Annotated in this window: 22 protein-coding genes; 6 read left to right on the top strand and 16 right to left on the bottom strand. The window is 70.6% G+C overall.

The window, feature by feature from the left end; genetic code table 11:
• Positions 1-11: 11 nt before the first annotated feature.
• Positions 12-860, bottom strand: a complete 849-nt coding sequence (locus tag SHK19_RS00390) for a nitrilase-related carbon-nitrogen hydrolase (RefSeq protein WP_322937529.1) — start codon at positions 858-860, stop codon at positions 12-14.
• A gap of 132 nt (positions 861-992) precedes the next feature.
• Here SHK19_RS00390 and SHK19_RS00385 point away from each other — a divergent pair, with 132 nt between their 5' ends.
• Positions 993-2,318 carry an aminotransferase class I/II-fold pyridoxal phosphate-dependent enzyme gene (locus SHK19_RS00385; RefSeq protein ID WP_322454165.1) on the top strand — a complete coding sequence of 442 codons (1,326 nt, stop codon included), beginning with the start codon at positions 993-995 and terminating at the stop codon, positions 2,316-2,318.
• Between the two features lie 8 nt (positions 2,319-2,326).
• On the opposite strand, the gene SHK19_RS00380 is transcribed toward SHK19_RS00385, so the two are convergent.
• Positions 2,327-3,796, bottom strand: coding sequence for a M28 family metallopeptidase (locus SHK19_RS00380; protein ID WP_322937528.1), 1,470 nt, complete (start codon positions 3,794-3,796; stop codon positions 2,327-2,329).
• 155 nt (positions 3,797-3,951) lie between these two features.
• On the opposite strand from SHK19_RS00380, the gene SHK19_RS00375 reads away from it, so the two are divergent.
• On the top strand, positions 3,952-4,920 hold the full coding sequence (locus SHK19_RS00375) for a DUF4349 domain-containing protein (protein ID WP_322937527.1): 969 nt from the start codon (positions 3,952-3,954) through the stop codon (positions 4,918-4,920).
• A gap of 74 nt (positions 4,921-4,994) precedes the next feature.
• Here SHK19_RS00375 and SHK19_RS00370 read toward each other — a convergent pair whose 3' ends face one another.
• The gene (locus SHK19_RS00370; protein ID WP_322937526.1) at positions 4,995-7,199 is read right to left on the bottom strand and encodes a 3-hydroxyacyl-CoA dehydrogenase NAD-binding domain-containing protein; all 2,205 of its coding nucleotides are present in this window, start codon (positions 7,197-7,199) and stop codon (positions 4,995-4,997) included.
• A 29-nt stretch (positions 7,200-7,228) separates the two neighbouring features.
• Positions 7,229-8,440, bottom strand: a complete 1,212-nt coding sequence (locus SHK19_RS00365) for an acetyl-CoA C-acetyltransferase (protein ID WP_322937525.1) — start codon at positions 8,438-8,440, stop codon at positions 7,229-7,231.
• 78 nt (positions 8,441-8,518) lie between these two features.
• On the opposite strand from SHK19_RS00365, the gene SHK19_RS00360 reads away from it, so the two are divergent.
• Entirely contained in the window at positions 8,519-9,235 is a 717-nt protein-coding gene (locus tag SHK19_RS00360) for a MerR family transcriptional regulator (protein WP_322454170.1), read from the top strand.
• 12 nt (positions 9,236-9,247) lie between these two features.
• Here the strand turns inward: SHK19_RS00360 and SHK19_RS00355 are convergent, their stop codons facing one another.
• Complete coding sequence (locus SHK19_RS00355; protein WP_322937524.1) at positions 9,248-10,645, bottom strand: DEAD/DEAH box helicase; 1,398 nt, start codon at positions 10,643-10,645, stop codon at positions 9,248-9,250.
• A 237-nt stretch (positions 10,646-10,882) separates the two neighbouring features.
• A complete protein-coding gene (locus tag SHK19_RS00350) occupies positions 10,883-11,482 on the bottom strand; it encodes an NAD(P)-dependent oxidoreductase (protein WP_322937523.1) in 600 nt (199 codons plus the stop codon).
• An 88-nt stretch (positions 11,483-11,570) separates the two neighbouring features.
• Between SHK19_RS00350 and SHK19_RS00345 the strand changes: the two genes are divergently transcribed.
• A complete protein-coding gene (locus SHK19_RS00345; RefSeq protein WP_322938722.1) occupies positions 11,571-11,954 on the top strand; it encodes a winged helix-turn-helix transcriptional regulator in 384 nt (127 codons plus the stop codon).
• Here SHK19_RS00345 and SHK19_RS00340 read toward each other — a convergent pair.
• The 9 genes from SHK19_RS00340 to SHK19_RS00300 all read right to left on the bottom strand — a co-directional run bounded on the left by SHK19_RS00340 (position 11,951) and on the right by SHK19_RS00300 (position 21,753).
• Entirely contained in the window at positions 11,951-13,420 is a 1,470-nt protein-coding gene (locus SHK19_RS00340; protein ID WP_322937522.1) for a flavin-containing monooxygenase, read from the bottom strand. The genes SHK19_RS00345 and SHK19_RS00340 overlap by 4 nt on opposite strands.
• A 55-nt stretch (positions 13,421-13,475) precedes the next feature.
• Complete coding sequence (locus tag SHK19_RS00335; protein ID WP_322937521.1) at positions 13,476-14,648, bottom strand: CaiB/BaiF CoA transferase family protein; 1,173 nt, start codon at positions 14,646-14,648, stop codon at positions 13,476-13,478.
• Between the two features lie 45 nt (positions 14,649-14,693).
• The gene (locus SHK19_RS00330; protein WP_322454176.1) at positions 14,694-15,926 is read right to left on the bottom strand and encodes a M15 family metallopeptidase; all 1,233 of its coding nucleotides are present in this window, start codon (positions 15,924-15,926) and stop codon (positions 14,694-14,696) included.
• 86 nt (positions 15,927-16,012) lie between these two features.
• Positions 16,013-16,609, bottom strand: coding sequence for a TetR family transcriptional regulator (locus SHK19_RS00325; protein WP_322454177.1), 597 nt, complete (start codon positions 16,607-16,609; stop codon positions 16,013-16,015).
• A 38-nt stretch (positions 16,610-16,647) separates the two neighbouring features.
• Positions 16,648-16,851 carry a ferredoxin gene (locus SHK19_RS00320; protein WP_322454178.1) on the bottom strand — a complete coding sequence of 68 codons (204 nt, stop codon included), beginning with the start codon at positions 16,849-16,851 and terminating at the stop codon, positions 16,648-16,650.
• Positions 16,848-18,374 carry a fatty acid desaturase gene (locus SHK19_RS00315; protein WP_322937520.1) on the bottom strand — a complete coding sequence of 509 codons (1,527 nt, stop codon included), beginning with the start codon at positions 18,372-18,374 and terminating at the stop codon, positions 16,848-16,850. Before SHK19_RS00315 ends, SHK19_RS00320 begins: the two co-directional genes overlap by 4 nt.
• Positions 18,375-18,468: 94 nt before the next feature.
• A complete protein-coding gene (locus SHK19_RS00310; RefSeq protein WP_322937519.1) occupies positions 18,469-20,070 on the bottom strand; it encodes a vWA domain-containing protein in 1,602 nt (533 codons plus the stop codon).
• Positions 20,071-20,156: 86 nt separating this feature from the next.
• Complete coding sequence (locus SHK19_RS00305; protein ID WP_322937518.1) at positions 20,157-21,458, bottom strand: cytochrome P450; 1,302 nt, start codon at positions 21,456-21,458, stop codon at positions 20,157-20,159.
• On the bottom strand, positions 21,445-21,753 hold the full coding sequence (locus SHK19_RS00300) for a hypothetical protein (RefSeq protein ID WP_322454182.1): 309 nt from the start codon (positions 21,751-21,753) through the stop codon (positions 21,445-21,447). The genes SHK19_RS00305 and SHK19_RS00300 overlap by 14 nt, the downstream gene beginning before the upstream one ends.
• A gap of 173 nt (positions 21,754-21,926) precedes the next feature.
• Here SHK19_RS00300 and SHK19_RS00295 point away from each other — a divergent pair, with 173 nt between their 5' ends.
• Both SHK19_RS00295 and SHK19_RS00290 read left to right on the top strand, forming a co-directional pair.
• Positions 21,927-23,246, top strand: a complete 1,320-nt coding sequence (locus tag SHK19_RS00295; protein ID WP_322454183.1) for a sensor histidine kinase — start codon at positions 21,927-21,929, stop codon at positions 23,244-23,246.
• Complete coding sequence (locus SHK19_RS00290) at positions 23,243-23,941, top strand: response regulator transcription factor (RefSeq protein ID WP_322454184.1); 699 nt, start codon at positions 23,243-23,245, stop codon at positions 23,939-23,941. The genes SHK19_RS00295 and SHK19_RS00290 overlap by 4 nt, the downstream gene beginning before the upstream one ends.
• On the opposite strand, the gene SHK19_RS00285 is transcribed toward SHK19_RS00290, so the two are convergent.
• Positions 23,922-24,875 carry a DMT family transporter gene (locus tag SHK19_RS00285; protein ID WP_322454185.1) on the bottom strand — a complete coding sequence of 318 codons (954 nt, stop codon included), beginning with the start codon at positions 24,873-24,875 and terminating at the stop codon, positions 23,922-23,924. The genes SHK19_RS00290 and SHK19_RS00285 overlap by 20 nt on opposite strands.
• Positions 24,876-24,947: the final 72 nt, after the last annotated feature.

The raw sequence follows: 24,947 nt of genomic DNA, 5'->3' as shown, positions 1-24,947 counted from the left end.
CTTGTCGAGATTCAGGGTCGCGCGATGGCGGTGTAGGAGTCGGGCCGGCGGTCGCGGTAGAACTGCCAGTCGTCGCGCATCTGCTGGACCATGCCCATGTCGAGGTCACGGACGAGGAGCTCCTCCTTCTCCGAGGAGCCCCGCTCGCCGACGAAGTTGCCGCGCGGGTCGATGACCTGGCTGGTGCCGTAGAAGTCGACCGCCTCGGCGCCGTACTCGTTGTCCTCGAGACCGACCCGGTTGGGCTGGAGCACGAAGTAGCCGTTGGCGACGGCGGCGCACGGGCCCTCGACCTCCCACAGCCGGTTGCTCAGGCCGGGCTTGGTGGCGTTGGGGTTGAAGACCATGTGCGCGCCGTTGAGGCCGAGCTCCCGCCAGCCCTCGGGGAAGTGGCGGTCGTAGCAGATGTAGGTGCCGACCTTGCCGACTGCGGTGTCGAACACCGGGTAGCCGAGGTTGCCGGGGCGGAAGTAGAACTTCTCGAAGAACTTCTCCAGCTGCGGGATGTGGTGCTTGCGGTACTTGCCGAGGATGGTGCCGTCGGCGTCGACCACGACAGCGGTGTTGTAGTAGACGCCGGCCTGCTCCTCCTCGTAGATCGGGAGCACCATCACCATGCCGAGCTCCTTCGCCACCGCGGCGAAGCGCTGGACGATCGGGCCGTCGGCGGGCTCGGCGTAGCGGTAGTACTTCTGGTCCTGGGTGATGCCGAAGTAGGGGCCGTAGAACAGCTCCTGGAAGCAAATGATCTGGGCGTCCTGGGCCGCGGCGTCGCGAGCGAACTGCTCGTGCTTGTCGAGCATGGACTCCTTGTCGCCGGTCCAGGTGGTCTGGCTGATGGCGGCGCGCACGATCGTCATCGGGTCCTCCGAATGGGGGCAGTCGGTGGTTGAGGTGCGAGGCCGCCCGTGACCCGGCCTCGCTACCCCGAAGTTCTGTTATCTTCTGGGTTGAACATTTCGCTTCGATTTCCCTCTTGTCAAGGGTTGGGCATGGATCTGGCGGCCATCAGCGACAGCACGCCGCAGGGGATCGCGGGTGCGTTCAGTCGCGCCATCCGGGCGGGCGAGCTAGCCCCCGGCGACCGGTTGCCGACGGTCCGCGACGTCGCCTCTGACCTCGGGGTGTCACCGGCGACGGTGTCGGCCGCGTGGCAGGCGCTGCGTCGTACCGGGCTGGTCGTCTCGCGCGGGCGGGCCGGCACCTTCGTCCGCGACACCCCGACGCCCTGGCTGTCGCCGCGGCAGCGCGGCCTGGTCGGCGCCGGTCCCGACGGGTTGCGGCTCGACCTCTCCCGCGGCACGCCCGACCCGACCCTGCTGCCCGACCTCGGGCCGGCGCTGCACCGGGTCTCCCAGCGCGCCGCCGTCCTCGCCTACCAGGAGGAGCCGGTGCTGCCGGAGCTGGGCGAGGTGCTGGCCGCGACCTGGCCCTACCCGACCGAGGCGATCACCGTCGTCGACGGCGCGACCGACGGCGTCGCCCGGATGCTCGAGCAGGTCGTCTCGTACGGCGACCGCGTGGTGCTCGAGTCGCCCGGCTTCCCGCCGTTCTTCGACCTGATCGAGGCGCTCGGCGCCGAGGTGGTGCCGATCGCGCTCGACGGATCGGGCGTCACCGCCGACTCGCTGCGGCGGGCGCTCGACGCGCGTCCGGTGGCCGTGGTGCTGCAGCCGCGGGCGCACAACCCCACCGGTGTGTCGACGACGGCCGCACGGGCGGAGCAGCTGGTGCGCGTGCTGCGCCAACGACGGGGCGAGATGCCGTGGATCATCGAGGACGACCACTCCTCCGGCATCTCGGTCGCGCCCGACGTCAGCCTCGGGGTCTGGCTGCCGGACCAGGTGGTGCACGTGCGGTCGTTCTCGAAGTCCCACGGCCCCGACCTGCGGATCGCTGCCCTCGGCGGACCGTCCTCCATCGTCGACCGGATCGTGTCACGCAGGATGCTGGGCCCGGCGTGGACCTCGCGGATGGTGCAGACGATCCTGCTCGACCTGCTCACCTCGTCGCAGTCGCTCGACGAGGTGAGCGAGGCGCGGCGGCAGTACATGGCGCGGCAGCGCACGATCGTCGCCGAGCTGGAGGCACTCGGCATCGTCGTCGCGGTGCCGGACGGGATCAACATGTGGCTCCCCGTCCACGACGAGCGCGCGGCCGTGGTGCACCTGTCGGCGTCGGGGATCCGGGTCGCCGGCGGGTCGGTGTTCGTGGCGGCCGACGGCGCGCCGTACCTCCGGGTGACGTCCGGGCTGGTGTCGCCCGACGACGCGGCCGAGGTCGCGGCCGCGCTCGCCGCCGCCAGTGTTGCCGAGTGACCGCTAGGTCACCCGGCGTTGATGGCCTCCCGGTCGGACGCGTAGAGGTAGAGCACGTAGGCGATCGCGTCTGCGTTGATGGCGAGCGCCTCGTGGCTGAGGTTGTCGATCGTGTCGCACGGCGAGTGGTAGCACGGGTCGTAGGCGAGACCGGCGGTGCCGCCCCACTTCTCGGCCTGAGCAGGCGTCTTGACGCCCTCGGCCCCGGTGAACAGGCCTCCGGACGGCACGCCGTTGTTGATGAAGGCCTGGTAGTCGGACCGGCCGGAGAACGCGGTCGGCTCGGACGGGATGCCGCGCTCGGCGTAGTAGCGCTCGAACAACGCCTCGATCTCGTCGGACCCGTCGGGGCCGACCAGGTCGAAGCCCGAGCCGTCCCCGTCGTAGATGAAGAGGCCGTAGTTGGGTGAGCCGACCATGTCGAAGTTGAGGTACATCTCGATGTCGGCGAGGTCCGGGTCCGGCAGGGTGTTGACGTAGTAGTTCGAACCGACGAGTCCTGCCTCCTCGGCACCCCACCAGGCGAAGCGGACCTTGTTGGGCAGCTTCACCTTGGCGATCTGCTCCGCGACCTCGATCAGCGCGCTGGAGCCGGAGCCGTTGTCGTTGATGCCGGGGCCCTCGGGCACCGAGTCGAGGTGGGCGCCCGCCATGATCACGTTGTCGGGGTCGCCGCGCCGCGACTCCGCGATGACGTTCTGCGTGGTCGTGGGCGTCCGGGTGACGTCGGCGAACAGCCGCATCTCCAGGTCCGGGATGCCAGCCAGCTGTGCACCCAGCGTGTAGGTCAGGTTCAGTGCCGGGAGATCCGCGGTGTAGTCGTTGCCGAGCGTGACCGCGGGGATGCCCTGACGGTCGGCGCCCGCGGTGTTGCCCTGGTTGAAGAACAGGATGCCGGAGGCGCCCGCCTCGGCGGCGTTCTCACCCTTGATCTCGAACGTGCAGGTGCCGCGCTGGATGAGGGCGATGTTGCCGACCGGGAACCCGGCGAAGTCGGCGTCCTCGCACCCGCTGGACGACGTGTTGCCGAGACCGAGCTGGATGTCGACCGGGGTCACGGCGGCGGTCACGTCACCTGGCTCGGAGTGCGGCGTCGCTCCGAAGTCGGTGCCCTCGACGTAGCTGACGTCGTCGGGGTTGGTCTGCTCCAGCTCGGAGCCGCCGTGGTCCTCGAAGCTGTAGACGTCGAAGGTCTGCCGGGTGACGTCGTAACCGGCCGCGGTGAGCCGGTCCTCGACGTAGTCGGCGGACGCGTCGTAGCCGGGCGTGCCCGCCGAGCGGTTGCCGCCGTGGGCGTCGGCGATCGCCGCGAACGCCTCCTGGTGCTCGAGGACGCCTTCGAGCGTCACGCACTCGAGCAGCTTGCGGACCGAGTCGTTGGTCCGGTTGCACCTGTTGTCCTTGTCCTTGTCCTTGGCCTCGACCGGTCCGGTGGCGGCGACCAGGCCGACCAGGACGATTGCGAAGGCTGCCAGCATGGCGGAGATCCGCCGAGTCGATCTCACAAGTCACTCCCGAGCCCGGGGCGCCACCCGAAGGCGCCCGACTGGCCGACCATAGGCCTCTTGCCGGCAGAAGGGAATGGCTGGCGGTGGCGACGGAACCGACCGGCAGCTCGCGCCGTCGTACCTTCATGAGGCCTGTCACGCGTCGTATCCCGCTGCTGCTCGCACTTGTCGCCGTCCTCCTCGCGATCGCAGCGTGCTCCTCGTCGGGGGGTGAAGACGGCGGCGATTCGGACTCGGCCGGCGCGAGGGAGTTCAAGGACGCCGACGCGCCTGCCGAGGCACCTCTCGATCAGGGAGTCGCAAGGCGGGATGCCGCCGACAGCATGGAGGTCGACGACGCGTCGGCCATGAGCGAGCAGGGCCCGCCCGATCCCGACGATCCCGCGCAGAAGATCATCGCGAAGGGCAACGTGTCGCTCGAGGCCGACGATGTCGGCGTCGCCGCCTTCGACGTCACCCGGATCGCCGACGAGCACGGCGGCGAGGTCACCGAGCGAGAGACGACGACCAACGACGACGGCGAGATCAGCACGGCGCGGCTGCTGCTGCGGATCCCCGTCGCGGACTTCGACGAGGCCTTCACCGATCTCGAGGAGGCCGGCGACCTGCAGTCCTCCAACACCGGCAAGGAGGACGTCACCACCAAGGTGATCGACACCCAGGTCCGGATCCGCGCCCAGCGCCGGAGCCTGGCCAGGGTCGAGGAGCTGCTCGACAGGGCGCAGTCGATCAGTGACATCATCCGGATCGAGGCGCAGCTGTCGCACCGCCAGGCCGACCTCGAGTCGCTCGAGCGGCGGCTGACCTACCTCAACGACCAGACGTCGATGTCCACGATCTCCGTCAACATCTCGCTCCCGCCGAAGGAGAAGAAGGACACGAAGGAGGAGCCGGAGGAAGCAGGGTTCCTCGCCGGCCTCGAGAACGGCTGGGACGCATTGAAGTCCTTCGGCACCGGCACCGCCACCGTGGCCGGTGCGTTGCTCCCCTGGGCGGCTGTCCTCCTGATCATCGGGGCGCCGATACTGCTGCTGGTTCGTCGCCTCCGCCGCCGCGACGGCTCACCGGACCTGGCCACGCCTGCCGACGCCTGATCACCGCCGAGCGTCAGCGAAATCGCGTCGACCCGGCTCGTTCAAACGAGCCGGGTCGACGTGGTGAAGCAGGATCAGGCGGGGAAGGACCCGCCCGAGGCGGCGAGGTCACGCAGCCACGGGGTGGCCTGGAACCGGTCGCCGTACTTGGCGGCCAGGTCGTCGGCCCGCGTGAGGAACGCGTCGAGACCGATCTCGCCGGTCTGCTTGTCCTCATAGCCGGTCATGAACTGCGCGGCGCCACCGGTCATCGGCGGGAAGCCGATGCCCATGATCGAGCCGATGTTCGCGGCGGCCGCCGAGGTGATGACGCCCTCCTCGAAGCACTTCGCCGTCTCGAGTGCCTCGGCGAACAGCATCCGGTCCTTGATGTCCTCGAGAGGCGGCTGCTGCTCGGCGACGGGGAACAGCTCTGCGAGACCGGCCCAGATCGAGCCGCGCTTGCCGTCCTCGTAGTCGTAGAAGCCTGCGCCGCGGAGGCGACCGGGACGGTCGGCCTCGAGCATCTTGTGGACGACGGCGATGCCGGGGTGCTCGACGTAGTCGTTGCCCGCGGCGAGCTCGCCCTCCTTCGTGGCCTTGGCGATCTTCGCCATCAGCTCGAGGTTGAGCTCGTCAGACAGCTGGAGCACGGCGGCAGGGTAGCCGGCCATCAGGGTGGCGCGCTCGATGCTGTACGGCGCCACGCCCTCGGCGAGCATCGCCATGCCCTCGTTGACCATGTAGCCGATGACCCGCGAGGTGTAGAAGCCGCGGCTGTCGTTGACGACGATCGGCGTCTTGCGGATCTGCTGGACGACGTCGTACGCCTTGGCCAGCGCTACCTCGTTGGTCTCCTTGCCGGTGATGATCTCGACCAGCGGCATCTTGTCCACGGGAGAGAAGAAGTGCAGCCCGATGAAGTCGGTCGGCCGGTCGACACCCTCGGCGAGCTGCGTGATCGGCAGCGTGGAGGTGTTGGAGCAGAGCAGGGCGTCCTTGTTGACGAACGGCGCGACCTCGGCGAACACCTTGGCCTTCAGCGCCGGGTCCTCGAAGACGGCCTCGATCACGAGGTCGCAGCCGGTGAGGTCGGCGGGGTCGGCGGTCGGCTTGATCCGCCCGAGCAGCTCGGCCTTCTTCTCCTCGGTCGACCTGCCGCGCGAGATGGCCTTGTCGAGGATGCCCTCGGAGTAGGCCTTGCCCTTCTCGGCGTTCTCGACGGCGACGTCCTTGAGGACGACCTCCATGCCGGCCTTGGCGCAGACGTATGCGATGCCGGCACCCATCATCCCGGCGCCGAGCACCCCGACCTTGGTGGCCTTCCAGGGCTCGATGCCCTGCGGACGGAGCGAGCCGGAGTTGATCGCCTGGAGGTCGAAGAAGAACGCCTGGATCATGTTCTTCGAGTTCTGGTTGACCACCAGGTTGGTGAGGTAGCGCGACTCGATCCGCGAAGCGGTGTCGAAGTCGACGTTCGCGCCCTCGATGGCAGCCGACAGGATCGCCTTCTGCGCGGGGTAGTCCGCGCCCTTGAGCTGCTGGCGGAGGAGCGCCGGGAACGCGGGCAGGAAGGCGGCGAGAGCCGGGGACTTCGGGTTGCCGCCGGGCATCTTGTAGCCGGGGGCGTCCCACGGCTGCGCCGACGCCTCGGGGTTGGCCTTGATCCACGCCTTGGCGGCAGGGACCAGCTCCTCGCGGCTCGCGACCAGCTCGTTGACGAGGCCCTTGTCCTTGGCCTTCTGCGGGTCGAACTGCGTGCCCTGGAGGAGGAAGTCCATCAGTGCCGACTGGATGCCGAACATCCGGACGGTGCGGGTGACGCCGCCGCCACCCGGGAGCAGGCCGAGGCTGGCCTCCGGAAGGCCGACCTTGACGCTGCGGTCGTCGACGGCGATCCGGTGGTTCGCGGCCAGGCAGATCTCGAGGCCGCCGCCGAGGGCGGCGCCGTTGATCGCGGCGACGACCGGCTTGGGGAACAGCTCGAGGCGGCGCAGCGCGGCCTTGATGTTCTCGGCCAGCGCGAACACCTCGGGGGCGTTCTCCTTGGTCGTCTGGGTCATCAGCTTGAGGTCGCCGCCGGCGAAGAAGGTCTTCTTCGCGCTGGCGATGACGACGCCCCTGATAGCGCTGTCGTCGTCGCCGTGTTCGTTGTACAGGCGCTCGACCGCGGCCTCCATCGAGGAGCGGTAGAGCTCGTTCATCGTGTTGGCGCTCTGGTTGGGGTCGTCGAGCGTCAGCGTGACGATGCCGTCGGCATCGCGCTCGTAGCGCACGGCGGTCTGGGTGTCAGTGCTCATGATTGGTCCAGTTCTCCTTCAGAGCCGTCTCAGACGAGTTCGATGATCGTGGCGATGCCCATGCCGCCGCCGACGCAGAGCGTGGCGAGGCCGCGGCGCTGGTCGCGCCGCTGGAGCTCGTCGATGAGCGTGCCGAGGATCATCGCGCCGGTCGCACCCAGCGGGTGACCCATCGCGATCGCGCCGCCGTTGACGTTGGTGATGTCGTGGCTGATGCCCATGTCGCGCATGAACCGCATCGCCACGGCAGCGAACGCCTCGTTGATCTCGAACAGGTCGATGTCGCCGACCTCGAGGCCTGCCTTGGCCAGCGCCTTGCGGGCGGCCGGTGCGGGGCCGGTCAGCATGATCACCGGGTCGGCACCCGAGACCGCGGTCGCGAGGATCCGCGCGCGCGGGGTGAGGCCGAGGTCCTGGCCGACCTGCTCATTGCCGACCAGCGTCAGGGCCGCGCCGTCGACGATGCCGGAGCTGTTGCCGGCGTGGTGGACGTGGTTGATCTTCTCGATCCAGTGGTACTTCTCGAGGGCGACGTTGTCGAAGCCGGCGTCGGCGCCGATCTGGGCGAAGCTCGGCTTGAGGCCGGCGAGGCCTTCGACCGAGGTGTCCGGGCGGACCGTCTCGTCGCGGTCGAGGACGGTGATGCCGTTGCGGTCCTTGACGGGTACGACGGCGCCCTCGAAGTAGCCGTTGGCCCAGGCCTTGGCGGCGCGGTGGTGGGACTCGGCGGCGTAGGCGTCGACGTCGTCGCGGTCCCAGCCCTCGATCGTGGCGATCAGGTCGGCGCCGATGCCCTGCGGCACGAAGCTCGTCTTGAGCGCGGTGGCCGGGTCCATCGCCCAGGCGCCGCCGTCGGAGCCCATGGGCACCCGGCTCATCGACTCGACGCCACCGGCGACGATCAGGTCCTCGAAGCCCCCACGCACGCGGCCGGCCGCCTGGTTGACGGCCTCGAGGCCGGAGGCGCAGAAGCGGTTGAGCTGCACGCCGGCGACGGTCTCGGGGTAGCCGGCGGTCAGCGCGGCGGTCTTGGCGATGTCGCCGCCCTGGTCCCCGATCGGCGAGACCACGCCGAGGATGACGTCGTCGACCCGGTTGGTGTCGAGGCCGGGGTTGCGGACCTCGAGCTCGTTGAGGAGACCGACGGCGAGGTCGACCGGCTTCACCTCGTGGAGGGTGCCGGTGGCCTTGCCCTTGCCGCGCGGGGTGCGCAGGTGGTCGTACACGAATGCTTCTGCCATGACCGTCCTTGGGATTCGGGAGACGCGCGAAGGGCGCGATCAAGTGTGGCTGCTCCCGATTGTGACACTATTACTGTCATGGTCAAGCCGAACGGTAGTGCGACACGGGTCACACCCGAGCTGCTGACGCTCGACGAGCTGACGGCGCGGGTCGGGATCAGCGTCCGGACGCTTCGGTTCTACACGACCAAGGGGCTGCTGCCGCCGCCGGTCCGGCGCGGTCGGTCCGGCTACTACACGCCCGAGCACGTCGCGCGGCTCGAGCTGGTGCAGGAGCTCCAGAGCCACGGCTTCACGTTGGCGGCGATCGAGCGGTACGTCGCCGGGATCCCCGCCGACGCGAGCCCCGAGGACATCGCGCTGGCGCGCACCATGCTCGCGCCGTGGCAGTCCGACCTCCCGGTGGAGATGGACCACCGCCGGCTCGAGACCAAGGCCGGCCGCACCCTGAGCGACGATGACGTCGCGACGCTCCAGGCGCTGGGTGTGCTGCGTCGCCGCGGCACGACGTACCTCGTCGCCGGCAACCAGCTCGCCATCGGCCTGCGGCTGCTCGAGCTCGGCTTCCCGCGCGAGGTGGCCGTCGCTGCCGCCGCGGTCTACCAGGAGCACGGCGAGCAGATGGCCAAGGAGCTCTACGAGGTGATCCGCGACAAGCTCGCGCCGCTCTACGACGACGCGCAGTCCGACCGCTTCCGCGAGGTCATGGAGCGGCTCAAGCCGCTCTCCGTCGGCGGTCTGGTGACCGCCTACGAGGCGGCCGTCGCGCGCACCGCCCGCAACCCGCGGGCCTGACGCGCTACCGGCTCAGCGGCGCCCGGAGAACGACGAGGCGCTGTGCCCGCCGCCGGAGCCGGTACGACGTGAGGAGCCGTTGCCCCTCGACCGGCCGCCGGATCCGCCCGTCTTGGGCGCGCCGCCGCGGTTGCCGCCGCGCTGGCCGGAAGGCTTGCGCGAACGGTTGCCGGTGCCACCGCCGCCGCTCCCGCGGGGGCGTGAGGGCGCCGTGCCGGCTGCGGGGACGATGCCGCCCGGGAGGCTGCGATCGCCCGGCGCGAGGGTCTGCAGGACGGGGTGCGTGACGTTGGCGAGCTTGGTCGTGGTCGGCTTCACGCCGGCGGCGCGGGTCAGCGCACGGACGTCGCGGACCTGGTCGTCGGTCATCAGCGTGACGACGGTGCCCGCGGCACCGGCACGCGCCGTGCGGCCGGACCGGTGCAGGTAGGCCTTGTGCTCGGCCGGCGGGTCGGCGTGGACGACCAGCGCCACGTCGTCGACGTGGATGCCCCGGGCCGCGATGTCGGTCGCGACCAGCGTGGTCGCCGTACCGCTGTGGAACGCGTCGAGGTTGCGGGTCCGCGCACCCTGGCTGAGGTTGCCGTGCAGGTCGACGGAGGGGACGCCGCTCTTGTTGAGCTGGCGGGCCAGCGCCTTCGCGCCGTGCTTGGTGCGGGTGAAGACGACGGTGCGGCCCGGCGCGCTCGCCAGGTCGACGAGCACCGCGATCCGCAGGTCGCGCGACACGTGCAGGACGTGGTGGTCCATCGCCGAGATCGGCGACTGGACGGAGTCGGCCTGGTGCACGACCGGCTGCTCGAGGAACCGCTTGACCAGCACGTCGATCGCGTTGTCGAGGGTCGCGGAGAAGAGCATCCGCTGGCCACCGCGCGGGGTCTGGCCGAGCAGGCGGCGGACGGCGGGGAGGAAGCCCAGGTCGGCCATGTGGTCGGCCTCGTCGAGCACGGTGATGTCGACGTTGCCGAGGTCGCAGTGGCCCTGGCCGATCAGGTCCTCGAGCCGGCCGGGGCAGGCGATGAGGACGTCGACGCCGCGCTTGAGCGCCGAGACCTGCGGGCCCTGGCCGACGCCGCCGAAGACGGTGGCGGTACGCAGTCCGGCCACGTCGGCGAGCGGGCGGAGGGCGGCCTCGATCTGGCTGACCAGCTCGCGGGTCGGCGCGAGGATCAGCGCGCGGGGCCGGCGGGGGTTCGCGCGGCCGCCCTTGGCGGAGAGCCGGGCGACGACCGGCAGCGCGAACGCGTAGGTCTTGCCGGAACCGGTGCGGCCGCGGCCGAGCAGGTCCTTGCCGGCGAGCGAGTCGGGCAGCGTCGCGGCCTGGATCGGGGTGGGAGTGGTGATGCCGTCGGCAGCCAGCACCGCGTCGAGGGCGGCGGGCACGCCGAGGTCGGCGAAGGTCAAAGTCACGAGAGGTCTCTCCGGAGCACGCGCCAGTCTGCGGCGGACTCCCTGTTCGGGCGTCTCGCCGTGCTGTCCCGCCGGCGGCGGGAAGGGAAGCGGCCTCGGTTTCGAGGAGCGCGGGCTGCGTGAGCCTGCGCGGGGCCCGGGGCAAGACCTGCCGGACCGATGGGTCCAGCCTAGTGGTCATCCGTCTCCGAACAGGAATCCTCGCGTGTCCTGTCCCGGGCCCACCGCTCGTCGACGTCAGTTCGCGACGGTGAACCGCCGCCTCACGTGCTGGGGGTGCTCGATCTCGTCGAGGAGGGCCACCGCGTAGTCGGGAACGCTGATCTGCTCCCCGGCGGGGGTGTCGATCGCGACCTGGTAGCTGCCGGTGCGCTCGCCGGGGAGGATCACGGGCGCCGGGGAGAGATAGGTCCAGTCGACGTCCTCCGACGCGTCCCGCAGGAGCGCGAGGCTCGCCGCACCCTTGAGCGCCTCGCCCTTGTAGGCCTCCGGGAAGTGGGGGGAGTCGACCAGTCGAACGCCGTCCACCTCAAGGCTGCCTGCTCCGCCGACCACCACGAGCCGACGGTCGCCCAGCGTCGCCACCAGGTTGTCGATGCTGTCGACGAAGCGGGTGCCGTCGTCGCTCACGCGGCTCGGACCGATCGCGGACACGATGACGTCGTGCTTCTCGGCGACCGCCGTGGCGAGCTCGGTGTCGAGGGCGTCTCCAGCCAGGTGCGATGGCTCTCCGCTGCCCCGGCGGCTGATGCCGGTGACCTCATGTCCCCTCGACCTGGCCTCGTCAACGACGGCGCTGCCGATCGCGCCGGTGGCGCCGTACACGGCGATCTTCATGTGCTTCTCCTTCGATTGGTGTGATCGGCGTGACGGTATCCATTGGATACTGAGTACTTCAACGTGCTATAGATACCTGGTGGAAACCATGGATCTCCCGCCCGACGCGTTCGCACGAGAGTGCGCGTCGCGCGTCGTTCTCGACCGGATCGGTGACCGCTGGACGGTCCTGATCGTGGTCGCCCTGGCCGACGGAGCGATTCGGTTCTCCCAGCTGCGCTCGCGGATCGAAGGCATCACGCCGAAGGTCCTCACGCAGACGCTGCGGGCTCTCGAACGCGACGGCGTGGTGACCCGCACGGTCTTCGCCGAGGTCCCGCCGCGGGTGGAGTACGAGCTCACCGAGCTCGGCCGCGACCTCCTCGCGCCGATCGACGCGATCCGCATCTGGGCGGAGCAGCACGCCGCTCGGATCGTGGCCAACCGGGGCCGATACGACGTCGCCGCCGACCGGCTAAGAGCCCGCTCCTAGCCGAAGCGCAGCACTCCGTCGTCGATCCTGGCGCGGTTGATGACGCGCCGGTCGACCAGGTAGTTCTGGTCGAGCCGCCACGGTGCACGGTCGCCCTCACTGGGCAGCAGGTGCGCCGAGCGCTGGATGTAGCCCGAGCTCAACAGCATCAGCGGCCGCCGCTCGACAGCGGCGTCGGGCACCGGCACCGCCGTGCGGAAGCCGTGCTGGTCGAGGTGGGCGAGCAACCGGCACACGTAGTCGATCACCAGGTCGGCCTTGAGGGTCCACGACGCGTTGGTGTAGCCGAGCGTGAAGAAGAAGTTCGGGACGTCGCTCAGCATCAGCGCCTTGTAGGCCATCTTCGACGGCAGGTCCAGCGGCTCGCCGTCGATGACGAACTCGATGCCGCCGAACGGCAGCTGCATCTGGAAGCCGGTCGCGGTCACCACGAGGTCCGCCGGCAGCTCCTTGCCGGACACCAGCCGCACGCCGTCGGGCGTGAACGTGTTGATGGTGTCGGTCACGATCGACGCGTCGCCGCTCCGCAGCACCTTGAACAGGTCGTTGTTGGGGACGAAGCACAGCCGCTGCTGCCACGGGTTGTACGGCGGCGAGAAGTGCTCGTCGACATCCACGCCTTCGGGGAGCTGGCGGGCGACACCCTTACGGATCAGCGCCTTGGCCCGGTGCGGCCAGCGCATGCTGAACTTGTAGAACCCCACGGCCTGGAGGATGTTGGCCCAGCGCGCGGCGCGGTAGATCACCCGGTCGGGCATCCGCAGCCGATTGAGCAGCCGGGCGACGGGGTCGTGCCGGGCCCGGGTGAGGACGTACGTCGGAGTCCGCTGCAGCATCGTCACGTGCTCGGCCGCCCCCGGACCAGTGGCCATCGCCGGCACCAGCGTCACCGCGGTCGCCCCGCTGCCGATCACGACCACCCGCTTGCCGGCGTAGTCGAGGTCGTCGGGCCAGTGCTGCGGGTGCACGATCTCGCCCTGGAAGTCGGCCATCCCCGGCCAGGTCGGCTGGAAGCCCTTCTCGTACTGGTAGTAGCCCGCGCACGACCACAGGAAGCTCGCGGTCAACGTGACCGTCTCGCCGGCCGCAGGGTCACCGACGACGGCCGTCACCGTCCAGCGCGCCCGGTCGGTGTCCCACTCCGCGCGGGTGATCCGGTGCTGGTAGCGGATCAGCCGGTCGACGTCGTACTCCTCGGCGACGGTGTCGATGTACTCGCGGATCAGCGGTCCGTCGGCGAGCGCGACGTCGCTCTGCCAGGGACGCCAGGTGTAGCCGAAGGTGAACATGTCGCTGTCCGAGCGGATGCCGGGGTAGCGGAAGAGGTCCCAGGTGCCTCCCTTGGCGGCGCGGGACTCGAGCACCGCGACCGTCTTCTTCGGCAGCCGCTCGCGGACCTGGGCGGCGGCGCCGACGCCGGACAGACCGGCGCCGATGATGAGGACGTCGACGTGCTCGTGCTCCATGCGCCTAGTTTCCACGGGTTCGGCGATGCCGTCCTCCGACCAGGGTCGGAACTGGCTAGTCGTCCGCCTGGACGGCGATCCCGCGGTCGATCAGGCCGTCGACGTCGTCGATGCCCCATGCGGTGAGCGCGGCGCGGGTGTGGGCGCCGGTCCTGGGTGCCGGCGGCATCCCGAGCTTCGCCTCGGTGCGCGAGAACCGCGGCGCCGGCTGCGGCTGCACGATCCCGTCCTTCTCGACGAGGATCTCGCGGGCCTTGATGTGCGGGTGGTCGACGGCCTCGCTGAACTTGAGGATCGGCGCGACGCAGGCGTCCGTGCCGTCGAAGATCGCGCACCACTCGTCGCGGGTCTTCTCCTTGAACCGGGCCGCGATGAGGTCCCGCATCTCGTCGAACCGGTCGAACTCGAACTGGCCGGGCGCCTGGTCCTTGATGCCGAGCAGCTCGACGAACAGGGCGTAGAACTGCGGCTCCAGCGAGCCGACCGACATGTGCTCGCCGTCCGCGGTCTCGTAGATGCTGTAGTACGGCGCCCCGCCGTCGAGCAGGTTGCTTACCCGCTCCTCCTTGAACGTCCCCGCGGCGAGGAACGCGGCGAGCATCGTGTTGAGGTGCGCGGTGCCGTCGACGATCGCGGCGTCGACGACCTGTCCCTCGCCGGAGACCTTCGCCTCGAGCAGCGCGGCCAGGACGCCGATGACGAGGTATGTCGAGCCGCCGCCGAAGTCCCCCACCAGGTTGGCCGGGAACTGCGGCTTCTCCTTGACCTGACCGAGGCCGTGCAGGGTGCCGGTGATCGCGATGTAGTTCATGTCGTGGCCGGCCGCCTGGCTCCACGGGCCGTGCTGGCCCCACCCCGTCATCCGGCCGTAGACCAGCCGCGGGTTGCGCTCGAGGCAGGCGTCGGGTCCGATGCCGAGCCGCTCGGCGACCCCGGGGCGCATGCCCTCGACGAGCACGTCGGCGTCGGCGACCAGGTCGAGGACCACTCCAGCTGCGGCGGGGTCCTTGAGGTTGAGCGCGACGCTCGGCCGGCCCCGGGTGAGCAGGTCGTGGCTGCCGCCGCTGAGCATCTGGCCACCCGGCCGCTCAACCCGGATCACGTCGGCGCCGAGGTCGGCCAGGATGGTGCAGGCGTGCGGGCCGGGCCCGATGCCCGCGATCTCGACGACCTTGATCCCGCGCAGCGGGCCGGTGCCCTGACCCAATTCGAAGCTCTCGCCCGTCATGCGGCCGATCATGACACAACGACTGTCACGGTTGGCGGGCGTCCGTCAGCGGGCTTCGACGATCCGCTCGAGCTCGAAGTGCATGGGGTCGGTGTAATTCCAGTCGCCGCCCCAGGCGAAGCCCCACCTCTTCATGATGTCGACCACCTGCGGGTGCATCTCGCCGACGGTGCCGCGCTGGTTCTCGAGGGAGTTGATGTCGATGGCGAGCCCGAACGAGTGGTTGGAGAGCGTGGTGGAGCCTGCGATGAAGCGCGGGTAGAAGCAACCGACGTGGTACTTGATCTCGGGCCCCAGGCCCGAGAACGCGATCTCCTCCATTGCATGGCGGAGCTGCGGCATCATGTACTTGTTGCAGGTGATCTTGCCGAGCAGCGGCAGCGTCTCCGTGACGATGTGCTCGCGGACCCAGGCCGGCTCCGGGGCGATGCGCCCGCCGCCGATCACGGTGTACCTGAAGACGCCGACTGCTTCGGCGAAAGTTCCGACCGTGTTGGCGACCTGGACAGCGTCGGTGTCGAGGCCGTACTCGGCGACCGCGTCCAGTCCGTAGACCGTGGTCCGCTCGTCGATCAGCTTCGTCAGCCGCTCGTTGACCGCCTGCGGAGAAACGCCGCCCGTGCTGATGACGAGGGCGTTGCCGCGAACCATGCCCAGCTCTTCTGCCCAGCCCTCGTTGACGACGGCATCGATGGTGCCGACCTGTTGACCGTAGGCGCCGACGTGCAGCTTGTGGGTCGTCCCGCCGGTGGCGAACGCGAGGTACTCCTCCTCGTCGAGCGGGACTCGGCCCTTGAGCTCGAGCGCTACCGCCACCTCACCTCCGGCCACCCGGTCCCACTGGTCCTGGAGCTGCGCGCTGTCGGACACCGTGAAGCGTCGATACTCCGCCGGGTCCACCGCAGCGACGTCGAGGACCTTGTTCTCGACCGGGATCTGGGTCAGTGAGAACTGGTGCATCGCGACGACTCCGGGCTCGCCCCGGACCTGGATCCGGCCGATCTGCTCGACCAGCTCCTCGGGCAGTGTCTCCGACCCGATGACGAGCAGGTCGTCGCCGACGATGCTCGCGTCCAGCTCACCAGGCGGGTCGACGGTCGGACGCTCGTACATGATCTGCACCGGTCCCGACGTGGTGCTGCTCGGCTCCGTGCTCGTCGAGGAAGCGGCGTTGCTGGTCTCGTCCTCGGGCTCGTCGGCGGGCGCCGCGCAGGCAGCACCGACCAACGCGACGGCGCAGACGAGCGCGCGTCGCGCACGGTGCTGCGCAACCCCCATGGAACTTCCCTCCCCCACCGAGGGTAGTTGGGAAACCGAAATCTCGGCGTCGAGTCTCTCGCATCCCGAGCCGGGACGAGGGGCGATCAGCCCAGGACGCGCTCGGCGACCCACGCGATGTCGTCCGCCGTGGTGGCCGGGTCGGCCGAGGGCTGCATGACGTGACTGAGCACCAGCCGGACCACCATGTCGATGACGGCGTCGAGCCGGTCCGGCTCGAGGTCGATCCGGTAGCCGGCGACCCGCTCGCCGACCACCATCTTGGCTCCCACGAGCAGCGACTCGGCGTGGGTGGTCAGCAGGGGCAGCAGCTCGGTGTCGGCGCCGTGGGTGGCCGAGACGACGGCGTGCAGCAGGGCGTTGTTCTGGGCGTACTTGAGGACCCGGCGGGCCGAGTCGCGGATCGCCTGGATCAGGTCGGTGGGGTTCTCGTCGAACGAGCGGATGACGCCGGCCAGGAACCGGTCGAGCTCGCGGAGCACCACCGCCTCGGCGAGGTCGGCCTTGGTGCCGATCTCGTTGTAGACCGTCTGCCGGCTGACGCCCACCTCGTCGGCGAGCCGCGCCATCGTGACGCGCGCCCAGCCCTCGCTCGTGATCACCACGACGGCGGCGTCGCAGAGCCGGTCGCGCAGCCTTCCGACGGCGACCGGTTGCGTGGGTGCCGACGGCGTAGTGCTCACACGAGCGAGGATAGACATCCGGCCCTCAGTCCCCTCGATCAGTCGGCGAGCGTCAGCGCGAGGACCGGGCAGGCCTGGACCGCGGCGTACACGTGCGCCCGGTCGGACTCCGGCGGCGAGTCGTCGAGGACGTTGACCTGGTCTCCGCGGACAGGGTCCTCGTCGACCTCGAAGTAGTCGTTGGCCATCGCCTCGCACATGCCGAGGCCCTCGCACTTCTCGAGGTCGGCGTGGATCCTCATGACGCGTCCACCCTTTCCGGGTCGAACGGCGCGAAGTCGATCTTGTCGCGGACGCCGCAGTCGGGGCAGCACCACTCCTCGGGGATGTCGGCCCACGCCGTGCCGGCAGGGAAGCCCTCGTGCTCGTCGCCCGCGGCGACCTCGTACACGTAGCCGCAGCCGGGGCACCGGGCCGCCAAGACCTCGCCCTCGAACTGCTGGGCGAAGTGGTCCTCGGCGTGCACGTCGTGCTCGGCCGGCGGCGGGAACTTCCTCAGGTACTTGTCGACCTTGCGCGGGTGGATGTTGGCGAGGGTGACGTCGCCGTCGAGGTGGTCGACGACGCGCGGGTCCATCACCTTGCGCCACAGCGGCGGGAACAGCGCCAGGGTCAGCATCCCGGCGTAGCCGGTGGGCAGCGCGGGCGACTCCTTGAAGTCGCGCAAGGTCTGGTAGCGCCGGGTCGGGTTGGCGTGGTGGTCGCTGTGCCGCTGCAGGTGGTAGAGGAAGATGTTGGTGACGATGTTGTTGCTGTTCCAGCTGTGCATCGGCAGCACCCGCTCGTAGCGCTGCTTCTCGCCGACCTTCTGGCGCTTCATGCCGTAGTGCTCGAGGTAGTTGACGATCTCGAGCAGCGAGAACCCGAACACGACGGTGATCGCGAGGTACGGCAGGACCTGCCAGCCGAACATCAGGGTGATCGCTCCGTACAGGGCGAGCGACATCAGCCAGGCGTTGAGGACGTCGTTGCCGATGTGGAACGGGTGGGTGCCCTTGCGCCGGTAGCGCTTGGCCTCGAGCTCCCAGGCGCTCTTGAGCGAGCCGGAGACGGTGCGCGGCCAGAACATCCAGAACGACTCGCCGAGCCGCGACGACGCGGGGTCCTCCGGGGTGGCCACCCGGACGTGGTGGCCGCGGTTGTGCTCGATGTAGAAGTGGCCGTAGAACGTCGGCGCGAGCGCGATCTTGGAGAGCCAGCGCTCGACCGACTCCTTCTTGTGGCCGAGCTCGTGCGCCGTGTTGATGCCGATGCCCTGCACGCCGGCGAGCGAGATGACGAGCAGGACCTTCTCCCACCAGGTCAGCGGGTCGTCGGCCAGGTCGCGCACGAGGCCCGAGCCCAGCACGTCGGCGATGCCACCGGTCGTGCCGAACAGGTCGGCCAGCCAGCGCACGGGATTGATGTCGCCGAGCATGGCCGCGCCCCCGATCAGGATGGCGAACTGCATGGGCAGGTACATGTAGACGACCCACCGGTAGTACTTGTCGCTCTCGAGCTGCTCGATGACGTCGTCGGGCGGGTTGGACGGGTCGAGCCCGAGCGCGAGGTCCAGCACCGGGATGATCACGTTGATGAGGAGCGGGCCGGCGAGCAGCAGCCACCACCAGTCGAGGTAGAAGTAGGTGGCCACGGCGATGAGCCCGAAGCCGGGCACCATCAGGCCCAGCAGCCAGAGGTACCGCTTCTTGTCCTTCCACACCTCGGTGGTGCCGTCAGGAACGGTCTTGCCGAGCTGCTCGGGATTCATCCCAGAGGTCTCCATCGATCTCTCTCCAAACTCGTCGCGTTTGACAAGACGGTAGTGTTTGTAAACGTCCTTGACAAGACCTGCCGAGTTGTAAAGTTGGTGGCGAGGCTCACTCCACCGCGATCGCCTGTTCCACGACGGTGACCAGATCGTCGGCGCCCGCCACGTCGACCTCCGCGAGCGCCCGGGCCCGGTCGAGGATGCCGTCGAGCGTGACCGTCCGGTCGGCGTACGGTGCCGCGTGCTTGAGCACCTGGGCCAGGTCGGCCACGGTCGCCGCGAGCTCGAGCCGGTACGACGGCGCGGACTCCTCGTCCGCGGCGACCAGGTCGATCACCGCCTCCTGCTGCCGCTCAGTGCTGCCGGTGCCGACCTGGTTCCACCGGACCGCCGCGGTGCCGATGACCGCGCCCGGCTCGACACCGGGGGCGAGCCGCACCTCGTAGAGAGCGGTGGCGTGGTGGCCGGCGCCCAGCTCGCCCGCGTCGGTGCCGGGGTCGGTGAAGTCCTCGTCGGCGATCGCGCGGTTGTCGTAGCCGACCAGCCGGTACGACGTCACCAGCTCGGGGTCGAACGCCACCTGGGTGCGAGCCTCCCCGGCGACGGGCGTCAGCGTCGTGACCAGGTCCTCGCCGAAGAGCTGCTCGGCCTCGGCGTAGGTGTCGACGTAGGCGTAGAAGCCATCACCGAGGTCGGCGAGCTGCTCCATCAGGTGGTCGTTGTAGTTGCCCAGCCCGTAGCCGACGGTGACCAGGTGGATGCCGTCGGCGCCCTCCTCCTGGATGGTCTCGACGATCGAGCCCGGTCCGGTGTGGCCGACGTTGGCGACGCCGTCGGAGGCGAGCACGACCAGGTTGACCGCCTCGGGGTCGCCCGATGACGCCGTCTCCCGGGCGATGTCATACCCGAGCCGGAGGCCTGCTTCGAGGTTGGTGCTGCCACCCGGCTCCAGCTCCTCGATCGCGGCGAGGATGGCCTCGGTGTCCTTGACCGGCGTCGGCGGGAGCAGCGGCCGGGCCTGGTCCTCGAACGAGACGACCGAGACCGTGTCGTCGGGGTCGAGCCGGTCGGCCAGGAGCGCCAGCGACGACTGCACCAGGCCCAGCCGCTCGCGGATGTCCATGCTGCCGGAGCGGTCGACGACCAGCGTGATGTTGACCCGGGGACGGTCTGCGGTGCTGACCTCGCGGGCGGAGATGCCGACCCGCACCAGCTGGGTGCCGTCCTCGAGGGTCGGGGCCCGGCCGGTCTCGGTCGTCAGCCCGAGGTCGGCGTCGGTGGGGGCGGGGTCGTCGTACTCGAAGGCGTTGACCCACTCCTCCACGCGGATCCCGGCCGGCGGCACCCGGAAGCCCTGGCCGAGCAGGTTGCGCGCGACGCCGTAGGAGCCGGTGTCCACGTCGAGAGCGAACGTCGAGCGCGCGTCGGTCGCCGTCTCCACGAACCCGCTGGTGCCGTGGTCGCGGAAGAAGTTGTCCTCGTTCGGAGCCGGCGGAAGCGGCGGTTCACCGCTGGCGTCCTCGGCTTCCGTCGTCGGCTGGGCCGAGTAGTTCACCGCGCCGTCGTCCTCGATGACGGACTCGTAGTCCTCGTAGTAGGCCCGGGCGTCGATCCCCCGCCTGCTGTCGGGATCGGGGTCGTCGGAGCACGAGGTCAGGAGCGCGGTGGAGAGGAAGACGGCGATGGCGGCCGCTGAGGTTCGGGGAGTCATGGGCCTCTGACGTGCGGCCCCCGCCGATCGGTTCCGGGTGTCCGCACGCCGAGCTTGTCGAGGCGCCTCGACAAGCTCGGCGTGCGTCAGGCGGGCACCCGCGCGACGGTCGAGACCGGCAGGTACTCCCAGCCGCGCAGCACCCGGGTCGTGCGCCGCTCGGGCCGGCCGACGACGCGGAGGTCGGGGTAGCGCTCGTACAGCGTGCGGAGCGCGACCGTGGCCTCCAGCCGCGCCAGGCTCGCGCCGATGCAGAAGTGGACGCCGGCGGAGAACCCGATGTGGTCGGCGGCGTTGCTGCGTCGTACGTCGAAGGTGCCGGGGTCGGCGAACGCCGCCGGGTCCCGGTTGGCACCGCCGAGGTAGACGAGCACCGCCTCGCCCGCGGAGATCCGGTGGCCGGCGACCTCGGTGTCGCGCACCGCCGCCCGCATCGTCAGCTGGACGGGTGCGTCGTACCGCAGCACCTCCTCGACGGCGTCGGCCCAGGCGTCGGGGTCGGCCTGCAGCCGGGCCAGCTGGTCCGGGTGCGCGTCGAGGAGGACGACCGCGTTGCCGATCAGGTTGACCGTCGTCTCGAAACCGGCCCCGAGCACCAGCAGGCCGATCGCGTGCAGCTCCTCCTCGGTCAGCTCGGCGGCCTCGGGGTCCTGGAGCACCTGGCTGAGCAGGTCGTCACCGGGGTTGCGGCGCAGCCGCTCGAGGTGGTGGCCGAACCAGGCGTGCATCTCGCGGAGCGCCGTCGCGGCGCGGCGGTACTCCGCCCAGCTCAACCCGGGATCGAGAGTGGTCGCCGCGTGGTTGCCCCAACCGAGGACCTGGCTGCGCTCGGCGTCGGGGACACCGAGGATGTCGGCGATCACGGCGACGGGGAGCTGCGCGGCGTAGCGCCCGACCAGGTCGAAGGTCGGCTCGCGCTCGAGGTCGTCGAGGAGCCGGCTCGCCACGTCCTGGACCCGGTCGGCCATCCGGCCGACCTTCCGGGCGGTGAAGGCGCGCGCGACCAGCCGCCGGTAACGGGTGTGGACCGGCGGGTCGACCGCCAGCATCGACGGCGGGTCGACCGGGCTGAGGGTGTCGGGATCGCGGACCAGCCCGTGCAGCCTCCGCATCGGTGCGGGGAGCTCCCCCTGTCCGGCGCCGGTGCCGAAGTCGTCGCTGCGCAGGATCGCGTTGGCGACCGCATGGTCGACGGTGCCGGCGACGAAGCCGTTGCGTACGACGGGGCCGTCGGCACGGAGCCGTTCGTAGGAGGGGTAGGGATCGTCGTAGAAGGCGGGGTCGGTCGCGAGCAGCGCCATCACGTCGCCCTTCGCGGCCGCGCGCTGCAGGACGCGGCGCTGCAGCCCGTGGGCCAGCGTCCAGGCGGCGAACTCACGCAACGGCACGTTCCCCACCTTGGTCCCGGGCCACGGCCCTGTCCAGGATCGCGAGCAGGTGCCGGGTACGGCGTTCGACCCGGCCGTGCTGCTCGTCCCAGGCAGGCTCGGGCGAGTGGGTGTCGAGCTGGGCGTCACGGGTGAGCTGCCAGCGATAGCGCAGCGAGGCCACCAGCCCGTCCCGGTCGCCGAACAGCTCGCCGTACTCCTCGGTCCAGGGCAGCTCCGCCGTCGGGTCGGCGACGAAGAGGTCCTCGATCTCGCGCAGGATGCGCCACCGGCGCTTGGTCTCGCTCCAGGTCATGGTGCTCACCGTCCTCGTTGGTCTTCGGTACCGAGAACGCTAGACACGGGCCACCCCTCCCGACATCGCGCGACGGCAGGCATTCCTGACCGGGCGGCGTCCGACCCTGGTAGGAGGGCGTAGACCTCTGCGGTCGGATGACGCGAACCACGCCGGTGCCTACGCTGGTGGACATGACCTGGGGCCTGCTGCGCGCCGTGCGCGACCGCATCGAGGCCAACTGCCAGCCCCGCGGGATCCTCTACCCCTGGTGGGTGCCGGTCGCCTCGTTCGGGGGCCAGCTGGCCTGCGTGGTGCTGGCGCTCGCCCTCCGCGACGCGTTCTGGACCCCGGACCCGCTCCTCCTCACGATCCCGCTGGTGCTCATGGCACCGGTCGTCCAGCTCGGCTTCGGCTACTGGCTGCCGTGGTGGCTCGACTGCCTCCCCGCGCTCGTCGCGGCCGGCTGGATGCTGTCGGTGGCGCCCGACCTCGACCGGACACCGATCGACGCGGTGCCCGGCCTGCTCGCCTTCGTCACCGCGGAGATCACGGCCCGCGACGGGTTGCGACCGGGCATCGCCGTCTGGGGCATCTCCTACGCCATCCTCGGCGCCGCTGTGGTCTTCGGTCCCGGCATCGTCGGGTTCCCCGTCCACGCGATCCTGCTGGAGGTCGGGTTCGTCGTCGGCGCGATGCTGCTGTGGCAGATGCGGGCGCTGGTCGCTGAGCGCGAGGCGCGGAACGCGACCTGGCAGCAGGCCACGACCGCCGAGCGAGAACGGATCGCGCGCGAGATCCACGACCTGGTCGCCCACTCGCTGAGCGTGACCCTGCTGCACATCACCGGCGCGCGGCACGCGCTGCGCGACGTCGCGACCGGAGCGGCGACCGCCGACGACGCGGTCGGCGAGGCCGACGCCGCCCTCTCCGACGCCGAGCAGGTGGGCCGGCGGGCGATGGCCGACATCCGCCGCACGGTGAGCGGCATGACCGACGGGGCGGCCAACCGCCAGGCACTCCCCGGTGCCGCCGACATCGCCGCCCTGGTGCGAGAGGTCGACCAAGCCGGCCTGCACGTGGAGTACGACGAGCGCGGCGACCTCACCCAGCTGGCCGACGCCACCGGCCTCGGCCTCTACCGGATCGCACAGGAGTCGCTCGCCAACGTCGCCAAGCACGCACCCGGCAGCACCGCCCATGTCTCGCTGACGGTCGGCCGCGGAAGCGCGCGGCTCGTCGTACGCAACGAGCTCAACGGCTCGCGCGCCCGCCGTGCCGACGGCCTCGGGTCGGGGCTGGCCGGCATGCACGCCCGCGCCGCGCAGCTCGGTGCCGCCCTCACCGCCGGCCCGGAGGGCGACGACTGGCTGGTCGACGTGCGGCTCGGGCAGCGGGGCATCGAGCTCCCTTGCGGCCACACCGTGCCCGGCCTCGGCCGGCTGGCCGGCACGGTGCCCAACGCAACGACCGCACCCACCCTGCCGACCGCCCCGACCGGGGCGACCTCGTGACCGAGCAGACCACCGTGCCCGTCCGGGTGCTGCTGGTCGACGACCAGGAGCTGGTCCGGTCCGGGCTGCGCCGGATCCTGCGCCGGCGCGACGGCTTCGAGATCGTCGCCGAGTGTGCGGACGGCGCGGAGATCCCGCGCACCCTCGCCGGTCTCGCCGTGGACGGCGACCCTGGCGCCGACGTCGTGCTCATGGATCTGCGGATGCGCGAGGTCGACGGCATCACCGCCACCCGGCTGCTGGCCGAGGACCCCGGCGCCCCACCCGTGCTCGTGCTGACCACGTTCGACGACGACGAGATGCTGTCCGGCGCTATCCGGGCCGGCGCCGCCGGGTTCCTGCTCAAGGACTCCTCCGCCGACGACCTGATCCGCGGCGTCCGCGCGGTCGCGGCCGGCGACTCGTGGCTCGACCCGGCCGTGACCGGGCGGGTGCTGCGCAGCTACCGCGCCAGCGCACAGGCGACACCGGCGGACAACGGCGTCGTCGACGCGCTCACCCCCCGCGAGCTCGAGGTGCTGCGGGCGATGGCGATCGGGCGCAGCAACGGCGAGATCGCGGCCGAGCTGGTCATCTCCGAGCTCACGGTCAAGAGCCACATCGGCCGCATCTTCACCAAGCTGCACCTCCGCGACCGGCCGGCGGCGATCGTCTACGCCTACGACCACGGCCTGGTCAGTCCGGCGACGTCCTGACCTTGGCCGCTGGCCCGGCTTCCGCCACCGGCTCGCGTCCGGCGCCGGCGACGGCGGCCAGCACCAGCACGATGCCGACCACGCCGAGCCCGCCGACCCGCTCGTCGAGGAAGAGCGCGGCGACGATCGCCGCGGTCACCGGCTCGAGCAGGCTGGCGATCACCGCGGCCGCGCTCGAGGTGGTGCGGAGGCCGGCGTAGAGAAGGCCGTAGGCGAGCGCCATCGTCATCACGCCGAGGTACGCCAGCGCGCCCAGCGCCACCGGGTCGCCGGTCGTGAGCGGTCCGCCGACGACCAACGCGGCCGGGACGAGCGCCACGGCGCCGGCCGTGGTCGCGACGGTCGTCAGTGCGAGCGGATCCGTGCGCTGCGAGAGCGGGCGACCGAGCGCGGTCGTGGCGGCGTACGTCGTGCCGGACGCGATGGCGAGCACCACCCCCAGCCCCGGGCGCGGGCCGGTCTCCGTGCCGCCGGCGGCGACGCTCACCAGCACCAGGCCGACGAGCGCGACCGCGACGACGCCCACCCGCCGGGTGCCGGGATGGCGGCGGTCCCGCAGTGCTTCCGCGGCGGTCAGCAGCACCGGCGCCAGACCGAGGCTGACGACGGTGGCGACGGTGACCCCGACCTCGACGACCGCCCCGAAGTAGAGCGCCTGGTAGGCGCCAGTGCCGACGCCGACCAGGCAGGCCGTGCCCGGGGCCGCGCGCAGCAGCGCCACCAGCTCGGCCCGGCGGCGGAGCAGGAGGACTGCCGCCACGAGCGCGACCGACGCGATCAGCATCCGGTAGCCGCTGATGGTCACGAACGACAGCGGGGTTCGGTCGCTGATCACCTGCAGCGTCAGGCCGCCGGTCCCCCAGAGCACCCCCGCCAGCGAGATCTGGATGATCCCGACCGGCAGGCCGCCACGGGAGGAGTCGGTCGTGGACACGACCGCCGAGCCTAGGTCAGAGCCTGGGTCGGCTCATCTGAGTTTCGCGTGACGGGCGTCACAGATTTGCAC

The organism is Nocardioides bizhenqiangii, from assembly GCF_034661235.1.
Lineage (GTDB): Bacteria > Actinomycetota > Actinomycetes > Propionibacteriales > Nocardioidaceae > Nocardioides > Nocardioides bizhenqiangii.
The sequence above is the reverse complement of the archived record's forward strand: the minus strand, read 5'-3'. Positions and strand labels throughout refer to the sequence as shown.

Bases quoted from the DNA above. Each gene is read 5' to 3' on its own strand.
- SHK19_RS00330 (WP_322454176.1), bottom strand. From the start codon at position 15,926: ATGGGGGTTGCGCAGCACCGTGCGCGACGCGCGCTCGTCTGCGCCGTC.
- SHK19_RS00340 (WP_322937522.1), bottom strand. From the start codon at position 13,420: ATGGAGCACGAGCACGTCGACGTCCTCATCATCGGCGCCGGTCTGTCC.
- SHK19_RS00390 (WP_322937529.1), bottom strand. From the start codon at position 860: ATGACGATCGTGCGCGCCGCCATCAGCCAGACCACCTGGACCGGCGAC.
- SHK19_RS00310 (WP_322937519.1), bottom strand. From the start codon at position 20,070: ATGACTCCCCGAACCTCAGCGGCCGCCATCGCCGTCTTCCTCTCCACC.
- SHK19_RS00315 (WP_322937520.1), bottom strand. From the start codon at position 18,374: ATGGAGACCTCTGGGATGAATCCCGAGCAGCTCGGCAAGACCGTTCCT.
- SHK19_RS00370 (WP_322937526.1), bottom strand. From the start codon at position 7,199: ATGAGCACTGACACCCAGACCGCCGTGCGCTACGAGCGCGATGCCGAC.
- SHK19_RS00345 (WP_322938722.1), top strand. From the start codon at position 11,571: ATGGATCTCCCGCCCGACGCGTTCGCACGAGAGTGCGCGTCGCGCGTC.
- SHK19_RS00380 (WP_322937528.1), bottom strand. From the start codon at position 3,796: ATGCTGGCAGCCTTCGCAATCGTCCTGGTCGGCCTGGTCGCCGCCACC.
- SHK19_RS00375 (WP_322937527.1), top strand. From the start codon at position 3,952: ATGAGGCCTGTCACGCGTCGTATCCCGCTGCTGCTCGCACTTGTCGCC.
- SHK19_RS00360 (WP_322454170.1), top strand. From the start codon at position 8,519: ATGGTCAAGCCGAACGGTAGTGCGACACGGGTCACACCCGAGCTGCTG.
- SHK19_RS00295 (WP_322454183.1), top strand. From the start codon at position 21,927: ATGACCTGGGGCCTGCTGCGCGCCGTGCGCGACCGCATCGAGGCCAAC.
- SHK19_RS00350 (WP_322937523.1), bottom strand. From the start codon at position 11,482: ATGAAGATCGCCGTGTACGGCGCCACCGGCGCGATCGGCAGCGCCGTC.
- SHK19_RS00365 (WP_322937525.1), bottom strand. From the start codon at position 8,440: ATGGCAGAAGCATTCGTGTACGACCACCTGCGCACCCCGCGCGGCAAG.
- SHK19_RS00335 (WP_322937521.1), bottom strand. From the start codon at position 14,648: ATGACGGGCGAGAGCTTCGAATTGGGTCAGGGCACCGGCCCGCTGCGC.
- SHK19_RS00385 (WP_322454165.1), top strand. From the start codon at position 993: ATGGATCTGGCGGCCATCAGCGACAGCACGCCGCAGGGGATCGCGGGT.
- SHK19_RS00300 (WP_322454182.1), bottom strand. From the start codon at position 21,753: ATGACCTGGAGCGAGACCAAGCGCCGGTGGCGCATCCTGCGCGAGATC.
- SHK19_RS00320 (WP_322454178.1), bottom strand. From the start codon at position 16,851: ATGAGGATCCACGCCGACCTCGAGAAGTGCGAGGGCCTCGGCATGTGC.